This is a genomic window from Thermotoga sp. 2812B (genome assembly GCF_000789335.1).
GTDB classification, from domain to species: domain Bacteria; phylum Thermotogota; class Thermotogae; order Thermotogales; family Thermotogaceae; genus Thermotoga; species Thermotoga maritima.
On the sequence record NZ_CP003408.1, the window covers coordinates 853,096 to 864,990 of the forward strand.

Sequence of the window (11,895 nt, forward strand, 5' to 3'; positions counted from 1 at the left end):
ACTACACACAGTTGCTGATTTCAAGATATCATTCAAACATTGTACTGATGATATATTTCTCAGTATTCATCGTGCTCTCCGATTATACCGTATTATGGTATAATGAAAATGGATGGCAGATGTCGTATTCGTCGAAGCTGAGTTCTTCGATTTTTTTAAGGGGTTTATTTTAGAAAATATAACTTTGTTAAAACAAAAATCAGGAGGTGATTCGATTGAAGGTGAAATACTACACCAGCATAACACAGGTGGAACAATTGTCTCCTGAAGAAAGAGAGAGGTTGAAGAGGGTAGAGGAAAAGTACCGATTCAGAGCCAACTCTTATTACTTGAGTCTCATAGACTGGTCAGACCCTGATGACCCTATCAGGAAGATCATAGTACCCGAGAAGGACGAGCTAGAAGAATGGGGAACGCTGGATGCTTCTAACGAAAAATCTTACACCGTTGCGAAGGGGCTTCAGCACAAATACCCGGACACGGCCCTCTTTCTTGTGAACGATGTTTGTGGTGGATTTTGCAGATTTTGTTTCAGGAAGAGACTCTTCATAAACGTTGGAGCCGAAGTCATACGAGACATCACACCTCAACTCGATTACATCCGCACTCACAAAGAGATAACGAACGTTTTGCTCACGGGAGGAGATCCGCTGCTTTTATCGACAGAAAAGCTGGAAAAGATAGTGAGTTCCTTGAGAGAGATAGATCACGTTCAAATTATCAGAATAGGTAGTAAGATACCAGCGTTTAACCCTTACAGAATAATAGACGATCCGGATCTGTTGAAGATGATCAGAAAGTACAGCACAAAAGAGAAGAAGATATACGTGATGACACAGTTCAACCACCCCCGGGAACTGACCAGGGAAGCGATAGAAGCGGTGAATCTTTTGAAAGACGCAGGAGCGGTGCTTTGCAATCAGACTCCTCTTCTGAGGGGAATAAACGACGATCCTGAAGTGCTCGGTGAGCTTCTGGACAGACTTTCCTTTGTTGGAGTGACTCCCTACTACGTGTTCCAGAACAGGCCTGTTTCTGGAAACAGGAAATTCGCCGTTCCGATTGAAGAGGGTTACGAGATCTTCACGAAAGCGATTTCGAACATATCTGGTGTCGCCAAGCGGGTCAGATACGTTATGTCTCACAGAACAGGGAAGATAGAAATCGCAGCCCTCACGAAAGATTTCATCGTTTTCAAATACCATAGAGCACACGATGAGAAGAATAGAAGAAAAGTCATGGTGTACAAGAGGAATCCCCAGGCGCTCTGGTTCGACGACTACGGTGAACTTTTGGAAGAATACACCGTGTGAATCCCCCTGCCGGGGGATTAAAAGTGGTTGAAACTCACTTTCATTTCTTCTCTTGGATACTTGGGTTTCGGATCGTCCGGATATCCAACCGGGAGTATCACCTCAAATCTCAAATCTGATGGTGTGTTCACGATTTTTGTCAGTTCATCGGGATTCGGAGGTGTGTACGGGACGGTTCCAAGTCCCTGCTCTTCCAGTGCGAGGAGAAGATATCCGATCGCGAGCCAGACAGATTCTCTCGAATAGGGTGCGTCTTTTTTTGAGAACACGAGTAGAAGGTATGGTGCTTCTTCGAGAAAGGGTTTTTTCCAGTTGAAACTGTTTTCGTTGAGCCATTCTTTAAGTTTTCCTCTCACGTTTTCGTAGAAGTCTTTCTCGGCCTTTTCACAGGTTTCCCTGATTTGTCTTTTCGTTTCTTCATCTTCCACGACGAGAAATCTCCAGGGTTGAGCATTCATTCCCGAAGGAGCCTCGTTCGCCACCTTCAGACAGTACATCAACTTCTCAATGGAAGGCTTTTCTTCTCTGAATTTTCTCACGGTCTTTCGCTGTTTTGCAAGGTCGTAGAGCATCCTCATACCCCCGTGAAGATGTATTTTGGAATGCGAGCCTTCGCAGTCTTAGCGGGATTCACGAGCTGGGAGATACCCACATCAACGGAGAGGCTGGCGAGCATGTAGGCATCTGTGAAGGGAACGGTTTTCCGCCTCTGGATAAACCACACTGTTTCGCGTGTGACTTCTTTCAGAGCCTCTTCGATATCTGGAAGAGAAACGATGATGTAGTAGGCATCGTTTGTCTCAACCACGGGCCATTTGATTTCTTCTTTGGATACATCGATCTCCACGACCACTTTTGCAGGGACTTCGCACGCGGAGACACACACTTCTCCGTCTCCCATTGTCGCGTGGACGTCTCCCAGAGCAAGAAGTGCACCTTCCTGGAACACTGGAAGGTGCACTGTGACGTTTTCTGTTATCTCTTTCGTGTCCATGTTTCCTCCGTGTCTGTGGGCCGTTCCCGTTGGGTACTCTCCTTCCTGAGGTGCGACCCCGATCACTCCTACCATCGGATGAATTGGAATCCTCACACCATCGAACAGAACGGCCCATTTCTCTATTTCCAGTTCTTTTGTGTGAAAACCCTCTACTTCGTCACCGAGAACTCCGAACCCCTTGCCAGTTACGATCACTCCTCTTCGAGGAAGTTCTATCCTCTTTATCCGAACCTTCAGTGTGTCTCCGGGCTTTACACCGTTGACAAATACAGGTCCCGTCGCTGGATTCACCTTCGAAAAATCGATTTTATCGTAACTACCACCGAGTGCGTCGAGTGTTTCGAACACGACCTGTTCACCAGGGTATACCTCTTCTACGGGTGCCATGTTCGCTGAAAACGAGTATACACACCTCTGGGCTGGCACAACCTTCATGCTCTCATCTCCTCACTCACACTTTGACCAGCCGCAGTTCTTACAGCTCACGCATCCCTCTTGCTTTATCAGGGAATTCTTTGAGAGACAAACGGGACAGTACACGTTTCCTTCGTCATCCACGTAGTAACCGCTTTGCCATCTGAGGTTGTGCGCCACTATGAATTTTTCTCTTTCGATCGGTTCTTCCTCACTCTCTGGTGCTTCTTCACCCGTTCTGAGCCACAGTTTTGCGAAGTCTTCAAGCGCTTTCTTGATTTCTTCAGCTAGACCCTTGCAGTACTCTCCTTTCACCTTCGAAAGCTGTTCTACTATTTCATCTATGGAAACTCCCGCTCTGAGAGCTATTGAGGAGAGTCTTCCTATCGCTTCGGCCATTTCACTGCCGTTGGAAATGAATATCTCCACTGCTTCTCCCGTGTCGTCGAAAGATATCGTTATGTAAGTGGTACCATCGGGCCTCTTGTACTTTCTCGTGACGCTTCTGAGAGTATCTTTTCTCGGTCTTGGGTGGAGCTTCAGCTTCTCATCGACGACGAAGAACTGAACCTTTGGAGCCTCCGGTGTTTTCAAGGCTTTCGTCAGCACCTGTGTTTGTAAAGAACCGTCTCTGTACACGGTGATGCCCCTAACGTTTGTTCTGAGAGCTTCAAGGTATACGTTGAGAACATCATCCACGGTTGCGCTCTGAGGCATGTTGATTGTTTTGGAGATGTTGTTATCAACGTACCTCTGGAAAGCATCCTGCATGAGCAGGTGATCCATCGGATCTATATCGAGTGCGACCACAAAGACTTTCTTTATCTTCTCCGGAACATCCGGGATATCCTTCAAGCTTCCCTTTTCTATGAGTTCTTTCTCTATCTTCTTGAGAATCTCCGGATTCAACTTCTCTCTGAGCACCTGGTTCACGTAGAGAAGAGGCTCTTTCGTCCCGTCTTCCTTCGTCACGAATCTGGTGTACGCGAGGAGGAAATTTGGTTCCAGTCCCGACGAAGTGTCCGCTATGTTCGAGATCGAACCGGTGGGTGCGATCGTCAGAAGAGCGACGTTTCTTCTAAACTCTTTTGTCATCTTCATGGTTTCTCTTATCTCATCGTCGTAGTTGCTCATACCCATAGCGAAAGGCACGAAGTTGTCTTCCGTCCTGTACCTCGAGATCTCAAAGAGTGGGAAGTTTCCTTTTTCTTTTCCAAGTTCATAGGAAGTTCTGTGCGCGTGGAGCGCTATGAAAGCCATGAGATTGGCCGCGAAATCACGAGCTTCCTGAGAATTGTAAGGAATTTCGAGCTTGTAGAGAAGATCGGCAAATCCCATTATACCAAGACCGAGTCTTCTGCTCTCTTTGACCGCTTTTGTAATCTTGTCTATTGGAAACACATTCACGTCGATGACGTTGTCGAGGAAACGAACGGCTATCTGAACGAGTTCCTGAAGCGCTTCTAAATCCACAAAACCATTGTTGTAGAACTTTGCAACATCGATGGAACCGAGGTTGCAGGCTTCGTAATCTGAAAGCCCGATTTCACCGCACGGGTTGGTCGAGTTGATCTTTCTGTGCGGGTAAAGTGGATAGTATTTGTTCATCTCTCCGAGGAAGGCAAGTCCCGGGTCTCCACTCTTCCAAGCATTTGTAGCGATCTTTCTGAAGAGTTCTCTGATCTTAACCTTCTTCCTGATCGTGCTTCTTGGATGGGAAAGCTCGAGTTCGCCATCTTCTTCGTAGAGTTTCAGAATCTCTTTCTTGTCCATTGGAAATCCAACAGAGAGGTTGAAGAAGTTCAGCACCGCTTCTCCCGTGTTTTCTTTCTTTGCGTCTATGAATTCTTCTATGTCGGGGTGGTTTATGTTCAAAATACCCATCAGCGCTCCACGTCTTCTGTAACCCTGTTTCACAACAGAGATAGCAGAGTTGAAGACGTGCATGAAAGAAACGGGACCGGACGCTTTTCCGTGTGTGCCTGCCACAAAGCTGCCCTTCGGCCTCAACTCAGAAAAGTTGCTTCCCACTCCTCCTCCCACTTTCGTTATGAGCGCGTACTCTTTCACCGCTTCGAAAATCTCTTCGATGCTATCGCCGACGGGTACTACGAAGCATGCGGAGAGCATATGAAGATGATTTCTCGATCTGTAAATTTCTTCGTAATCTTCTAGTGTCATCTGATCGATGGGTTTCCACAGGAGATCGTGCTTCACACCGAGTCCTGCGTTGAAGAGGGTGGGACTGTTTGGAATGAAGAGTCTCGCCTTCAAAACTCTGAAGAAGATGTCTTCCCATTCCTTTATTCTGTCGAGTTTTTCGTTCTTCTTGTACGATGGGTTCAGAAGCTCTGCTGTTGCTACAACTCTCGCCACCCTTCTTGCCACATCTTCCCATTTCGTTTCCAGATAATTCCCATCCAGATCCTTCATGAAATACCTGTCTCTGAGAATTATCTGAGCATTTTTTGAAGGTTCAACGTCGATCCACCTTGAGATCAAATCGGACAATTTCATGTTCTCCCTCCTGTTTTTAAACAACATATTGTGTGTTTTTTCACAGTAATTCAACATGTGGTAGGGTTTCCCGAGAAATTATACATCACCATCCCGGTGAAAATTCTGAAACAGTATCGGAAAATTTCTAAAGAATTTCCCATGGTATCCTTTTGAAGATGAGAGTAAAAAAGATGAGTGTCAGGAGTGCGCTGACTTATTCCGAATCGAAAAGAAGGTACACCCTCAGCCCTTACGTGGGCTGCACCAATGCCTGTGTGTACTGTTACGCAAGTGATTACGCGCGACGATACAGAGAGATGAACTGGAAGTTAGAAATCATTGTGAAACGAAACATAGCCGAAGTTCTCAGAAAAGATATCATCAAGAAGAAACCACACCACGTTTTCATGAGCACCATGTGCGATCCGTATCAACCTATCGAGAAAGAGTACAAGCTCACCCGAAGATGTCTCGAAGTCTTTCTGGAGTTCCCGCTTCTGGAAATCGAGGTGATGATTCTCACAAAATCCACACTCGTTTTAAGGGACTTGGATCTGTTTAAGAAGATGAGAAGAATCTCGGTTGGACTCAGCGTCACAACTGATGACGACGAAATCCGAAAGATGTTCGAGCCCAACTCGAGTTCCATAGAGGAGAGAGTGGAAACTTTGAAGGTGCTGAAAGAAAATGGAATAAGGACCTGTGCTTTCATCAGTCCCATGCTTCCAATGAACCCGAAAAAACTGGCAAGCATGTTGAAACCTCACGTGGATCGCGTGTTTATCGACGACATGCACTATCGATGGCGCGTAAAGGATTTTTATGGGAAACTCGGACTTTCCTGGGCACTTGAGGATGAGTACTTCGAAAGAACTCGAAAAGAACTACTTGCATTCTTTCAAGAATAGAGAGGGCAGAACGCCCTCTTTTCAAGATCTGAACATCTCTTTGAGAGATGCGTAGAGTTTTTTGAATTTCTCGTGTAGTTTTTCGTAGATTTCTGTGTTTTCAACAACAGGGTCAGTGTAACTCTTCACGCGGAACCACTCTTTCGAAATTTTCGCTGGATTTTCTCCCATTGAGCCAGACACAGCGAGGATCGCTGCACCGTAAGACGCCCCTTCATCCACAGCTGGTTTTTGTATTCTCAATCCTGTCATATCTGCGAGCATTTTGTTCCATACCCTGCTCTTTGAACCTCCTCCTGTGATTCTCACATTGTTGAGATCCACCTTGAGTTCTCTCAGTATATCGAACGAATCTTTGATACCGAAGGCAACGCCTTCGAATATGGCTCTCACCATATCCCACTTGGTGTTGTACGAGGATATACCGAAGAAAACACCCCTCGCGAATGGATCTCTGTGTGGTGTCCTTTCACCGTTGAGATACGGCAGGAAGATTATCCCGTTTGATCCCACGGGAACCTTATCCACCTCTTCGTTGATTGTTTCGTAATCTTCGCTCAGGAATTTTTCCTTGAACCACTCCAGTGAATAGGTAGCGGAGAGCATCACACCCATATGGTATCTTGTTTCTGGAACGGTGTGTGCAAAGAAATGGACTCTACCCTTTGGATCGGGCTGATCCCCTTTTGTGGGTGCCAGAACGGTTCCCGAAGTACCGAGGCTCACCATCACATCACCCGGTTCTACGACGGCTATTCCAAGAGCCGCACAGGCGTTGTCAGCTCCTCCGCCTATCACAAGCGTGTCTTCGGAGAGACCAAGATCCGACGCTACTTCGGGTTTCACATTTCCAACCACGCCGTTCGACGGTATTATCTCTGGGAGAACACTTTCCGGTATGTTGAGTTCTTTCAATACGTCCTTGTTCCATTCCATCTTTGATACACTGTACATCACCGTTCCGGAGGCATCGGAATGCTCCGTTTTCATCTCACCGGTGAGCATGTAGTTTATGAAATCTTTTGGCAGCATGATTTTTGAAATTTTTCCGTAGATCTCAGGTTCATGCTTTCGGATCCAGAGTATCTTTGGGAGCGTGAAACCGGGCAAAATGGGATTTCCGACGAGCTTGAGGACGTTTTCCTCTCCGCCGAGGATCTGGGTGGCTTCTTCACACTCTTTGTATGTTCTCTGATCGCACCAGAGGATGGCATTTCTCAGGACTTTACCGTTGTTATCGATAACCACAAGACTGTGCATCTGCCCGCTGGTGGAGATCGCTCTTATTTTGCCACCCATTTCTTTCGATCTTTCGGAGAGGTTTTTCAGTATTTTTCTCACCGCCTCCCACCAGGAGAGGGGATCCTGCTCCGCCCAGGCAGGCTGAGGAGTGAACATGGTTAGTCTTTCATTCGCTGTTGCAAGAATCTCTCCCTTCTCGTTCACAAGAATTCCCTTGACACCGGTCGTTCCCACATCGAGTCCCACGTACAGGTTCATTATGCGACCCTCCCGTTCTGTTTTTTCTGTCCAGATGCGTAGTACATTATTTCTTCCTGAGTGACTCTTTTCTCTCTGTTGTCCAGAACGGCTGTGATTTCACCTTCCCACATGACGACTATTCTATCGCTGAGATTCAGTATTTCTGGGAGTTCCGAAGAGATCATGATCACAGCTTTGCCCTGTGCGGCGAGTTCTCTGATCATCCTGTGTATTTCTGCCTTTGCACCAACGTCTATTCCGCGTGTTGGCTCGTCGAAGATCAGAATATCCGCGTTCGTGGCGAGCCATTTGGCAAGGACCACTTTCTGCTGGTTTCCACCCGATAGATTTTCTGTTATTTGATAAATGGAAGGCGTTTTTATGGAGAGTCTTTTTACATAGTCTTCTGAGATCTCTTCTTCTTTTCTTTCATCGAGCACGAGCCCCCATCTGCTGATTTTTTTCAGTGATGGGAGCACGATATTGTCCTTCACAGTCATTCTCAAAACAAGCCCCTGAAGTTTTCTGTCCTCAGGAATGAGTCCTATCCCCATCTTAATAGCATCTTCCGGATTTTTTATTTCAACTTTCCTTCCGTTAACGTATATGTCTCCGGATTCCTTTTGATTCACTCCGAACACCAAGAGCATCGTTTCAGTTCTTCCAGCCCCCACAAGTCCCGCGAATCCCAGAACTTCTCCCTTTCTCACTTCAAAAGAAACATTCTTCACTTTATCCTTCCACTTCAGGTTTCTGACTTCAAGGGCAATTTCTCCGGGTCTGGTCTCTATTCCGTGTGGGAAAAACTCCACTTCACGTCCTACCATCATTTTTATGATCGTGTCCACATCGAATTCTCCTTTTTTCAACACGCCGATTCTTTTTCCGTCTCTCATCACAACGATCCTGTCACTTATCCTCATAACTTCGTCCAGTCTATGTGAAACGAAAACAACAGAAATACCTCTACTTTTCAACATTTCTATGATTTCGAAGAGTCTTTCTGTCTCTTCGACAGTAAGCGACGATGTGGGTTCATCCATGAAGATGATCCTGGGTTCTTTAACCAGTGCCTTACATATTTCCACCATCTGTCTCTGGGCGGTGGTGAGGTTTCTCACCAGAGCATCTGGAGAGAACTTGGCGCCGATGAGATCGAGCAGTTCTTTAGATCTTGTGTACATATAGTTCTCATCAACTCTACTGGAAAGGGTTCTTTTCTGTCCCCTGACAGCTTCATAGGCGAGAAAGATGTTTTCCGCCACAGTCATGTTGTCGCACAGGTTCAGCTCCTGATGGATAACACTTATGCCCTTTTTGAACGCGTCGACCGGAGAGTGAAATTCTACCCTTTCGCCGTTGACCAGAATTTCTCCCGCATCAGGTTTGAGGACACCCGTCAGAATTTTTATGAGGGTGGATTTACCAGCACCATTTTCACCTATCAGAGAGACAATCTCGTTTTCGTAAACCTCAAAATCGACGTTGTCCACAGCCACAACTCCAGGGAATCTTTTCACTATGCCCTTTGCTTTCAGTATCTCCATTCGATCACCCCGGAAAGCGAGGAGGGGAAACACCCCTCCTCGTGTTTTTCAGAATTTTATTGGAATTCCGAGTTCTTCCATCTTCTTCAAATATTCATCGAGGTTCTCTGGTGTGACCACATCAACACCTGTGTCGATCACGTAGTCAACCTTTCCATCAACCTTGACTTTCGGGAGCATCATCAAAGTGTTTTGAACACCTATCTTGTTCATCAGATAAAGAACTGTGACTGACAGGTATCCCATCATGTAGGGTCTCTGCCCCATCGTTGCCTGGATAATTCCTTCTTTCACGTACTGAAGAATATCAGGTGTTGTATCGAAACAGACGATCTTCACTTTTCCAACTTTTCCAGCATTTTTCACCACGAGTGCTTGGGCAGGTCCGTTGTAGGCATACACACCAAAAAATGCATCGAGATCTGGATGGGCATTGAGAGCGGCTTCCGCTAGAGACACTGCTCTCGCACCGTCTTCTTCATCGTTGAGGATGTCGACTATTTCTATCTCCGAGTCCTTGATGGCGTCTTTGAATCCCTGGATTCTCTGAAGGGAGTTCATAGCTGTCAGTGAACCCGTTCCTATGACAACTTTACCCTTTCCTCCAAGGAGCTCTTTCATGATGAGACCAGCTGTGTAACCTGCCTGGTAGTTGTCCGTTCCGATGTAGACGTACCTTCCACTGTCCGGAGAGTCTGTATCGAGAGTGACAACAGGAATACCCATCTCAAGGGCTTTCTTGATGGTGGGGATGACTGCAGTTGGATCGGACGGCGCGATCGCAATACCGTTTACACCTTCGGCTATGAAAGATTCGAGCATCTGAAGCTGAGCGTTGATATCTTCCTTTTGTGGAACGAAGAACTTCGTATCCACTCCAAGTGCCTTCCCCGCCGCTTTAACACCTTGTTCTACCTGTGACCAGTAAGGATGGACGGATTTTCCGATAACACCTATGGTGAGAGCCAGCGACAGACCAGCAACCAGGAGAACCGAAAGAAAAACCAGAAGTTTCCTCATGATAACACCCCCTTGTAAAGATGTTTTATTCCACATACACCCACATCTTTTTTCTGTACACCGGATCTTCAGGGTTCACTCCTTTTCTTTTGAAAAGCTCGCTCAGAGTGACGAATCCGTATCCACGTTTTTTCAATTCCGGGATCAGTATCTCTAGAACTTCGACGATCGGATGCGGCTCTGGTTGTACGTCGTGAAGAAGAATTATTGCACCATCTCTTATGTCTTTCAACACGTTGCTTACGATCTTTTGGGGATCTCTATCACATCCCGCCCAGTCGTAGCCGAGAATGCCGCTCACGAACGGCATGTTTATCACATCGAACATGGTATCGCTCACCGCCAGATTGGGTGGTCTGAAGAATCGAGGCTCTTTTCCTGTGTATTTCTTGATGAGATCCTTCGTACGTTCGATGTAATCTTTTATCGTCTCAGGATCTTTTTTGTCAAGTGGTTCATAATTCCACGAGTGATTTCCTATTTCACATCCCATAGATATCATTCTTTCAAGAATAGCTCGAGTACTTTCGTTCAACCTCTGTCCCACAACGAAAAAGGTAGCTACAACACCGTGTTTTTCAAGAGTACCCAGTACTGCGGAGGTGAGTTTTACATCAGGACCGTCATCGAAAGTGAGCGCCACCAGTTTCACTCCGTTTTCCTCCCCGAAGTTCACTTTTGAATCAGTTGAAAAAAGCAAAACTGTTGTCAAAAAGATCGAAAGAAAAACCAGAAGTCTTTTCATGACCCACCCACCTGTTATTTGCTTGCAAGTCTCCTTCTCAATATGTCGAGAGTTACTGCCACAACTATGACGATTCCGATGACTACGTTGTGCCAGTACGTCGAAACGTTGAGAAGAACGAGAGCGTTCCAGAGAAGACTTATGATACTCGCGCCTACGATTGCTCCTAAAACACTTCCTTCTCCTCCCGTGAGACTCGTTCCACCGATTACAGTGGAGGCTATGGCATAGAGTTCGTACATACTACCGACACCTGGTTGCCCTTGAGAAAGCCTTGCCGCAATGATTATCCCCACCACACCGGCGAGGAATCCCGATACCATGAACGCTATCATTCGCACTCTGTCTACGTTCACTCCGGAAAATCTTGCGGCGACTTCGTTACCGCCGGAAGCCCTCAGGTGTTTTCCATAAACGGTCTTTCTGAGGAAGAAATCTGCCACAAGAGCCACTGCAAGGAGAATCCACACCGGGATCGGTATCTTCAAAAATTCACCCTGCCCGATTTTCAAGAAAGAAGACGGGAGTCCGATGATAGGCCATCCCTTTGTGATCACGGCTGCCATGCCTCGGGCGATCGTCAGAGTTCCAAGGGTGATGATAAAAGCGGGAACTCTGAGCTTTGTGACAAACAAGCCATGCCACGCACCTGCTCCTATAGAGAACAACAGAATGAGAATTACAGAGATCCACACGGGAACACCGTGAGTCATGAGCCATGCAACCATTACCCCTGTGAGCGCCACCATGGAACCGGGGGAGAGGTCGATGGCTCCTCCCCCGGAGATGATGACAAAGGTTTCCCCGATAGCTAAAAGGCCAAAGATCGCGATCTGCCTTCCGAGAGCCTGAAGATTGAATGCCGTCAGAAAGCGAGGATTCAAGATAGCCGTAAAAACAGCCAGACTGACGAGAGCAACTAAAGGACCGAGTTCTCTGAAAGTTCTCTTCTTAAATTTCGAAGCCAAGT

The 11,895-nt window shown here is 46.6% G+C and carries 10 protein-coding genes; 2 read left to right on the forward strand and 8 right to left on the reverse strand.

Translation table 11 applies throughout. The features are described 5' to 3' along the window. Window positions 1-215 precede the first annotated feature (215 nt). Entirely contained in the window at window positions 216-1,313 is a 1,098-nt protein-coding gene (locus tag T2812B_RS04310) for a KamA family radical SAM protein (protein ID WP_008194027.1), read from the forward strand. A 17-nt stretch (window positions 1,314-1,330) separates the two neighbouring features. Here the strand turns inward: T2812B_RS04310 and T2812B_RS04315 are convergent, their stop codons facing one another. The 3 genes from T2812B_RS04315 to T2812B_RS04325 are packed head-to-tail and all read right to left on the reverse strand — an operon-like array spanning window position 1,331 to window position 5,241. Further along, window positions 1,331-1,885, reverse strand: a complete 555-nt coding sequence (locus tag T2812B_RS04315; protein ID WP_008194029.1) for a nitroreductase family protein — start codon at window positions 1,883-1,885, stop codon at window positions 1,331-1,333. Between the two features lie 2 nt (window positions 1,886-1,887). Then, the gene (locus T2812B_RS04320) at window positions 1,888-2,745 is read right to left on the reverse strand and encodes an acetamidase/formamidase family protein (protein WP_008194031.1); all 858 of its coding nucleotides are present in this window, start codon (window positions 2,743-2,745) and stop codon (window positions 1,888-1,890) included. Window positions 2,746-2,757: 12 nt separating this feature from the next. Further along, window positions 2,758-5,241 carry an adenosylcobalamin-dependent ribonucleoside-diphosphate reductase gene (locus tag T2812B_RS04325; protein WP_008194033.1) on the reverse strand — a complete coding sequence of 828 codons (2,484 nt, stop codon included), beginning with the start codon at window positions 5,239-5,241 and terminating at the stop codon, window positions 2,758-2,760. A gap of 173 nt (window positions 5,242-5,414) precedes the next feature. On the opposite strand from T2812B_RS04325, the gene T2812B_RS04330 reads away from it, so the two are divergent. Beyond that, window positions 5,415-6,131 carry a DUF5131 family protein gene (locus T2812B_RS04330; protein ID WP_008194035.1) on the forward strand — a complete coding sequence of 239 codons (717 nt, stop codon included), beginning with the start codon at window positions 5,415-5,417 and terminating at the stop codon, window positions 6,129-6,131. Window positions 6,132-6,152: 21 nt separating this feature from the next. On the opposite strand, the gene xylB is transcribed toward T2812B_RS04330, so the two are convergent. From xylB to T2812B_RS04355, 5 genes are read right to left on the reverse strand one after another with little or no spacing between them, the layout of a single operon-like run. Continuing rightward, window positions 6,153-7,631 (reverse strand): xylulokinase, encoded by a 1,479-nt coding sequence (gene xylB, locus T2812B_RS04335; protein WP_008194037.1) that lies wholly within the window; start codon window positions 7,629-7,631, stop codon window positions 6,153-6,155. Beyond that, window positions 7,631-9,193 carry a sugar ABC transporter ATP-binding protein gene (locus T2812B_RS04340; protein ID WP_081501941.1) on the reverse strand — a complete coding sequence of 521 codons (1,563 nt, stop codon included), beginning with the start codon at window positions 9,191-9,193 and terminating at the stop codon, window positions 7,631-7,633. The genes xylB and T2812B_RS04340 overlap by 1 nt, the downstream gene beginning before the upstream one ends. Window positions 9,194-9,208: 15 nt before the next feature. Next, entirely contained in the window at window positions 9,209-10,180 is a 972-nt protein-coding gene (locus tag T2812B_RS04345) for a sugar-binding protein (protein WP_008194041.1), read from the reverse strand. Window positions 10,181-10,205: 25 nt separating this feature from the next. Continuing rightward, on the reverse strand, window positions 10,206-10,925 hold the full coding sequence (locus T2812B_RS04350) for a polysaccharide deacetylase family protein (protein WP_004082686.1): 720 nt from the start codon (window positions 10,923-10,925) through the stop codon (window positions 10,206-10,208). Between the two features lie 14 nt (window positions 10,926-10,939). Next, window positions 10,940-11,893 carry an ABC transporter permease gene (locus T2812B_RS04355; protein ID WP_004082684.1) on the reverse strand — a complete coding sequence of 318 codons (954 nt, stop codon included), beginning with the start codon at window positions 11,891-11,893 and terminating at the stop codon, window positions 10,940-10,942. Between the last annotated feature and the right edge of the window lie 2 nt (window positions 11,894-11,895).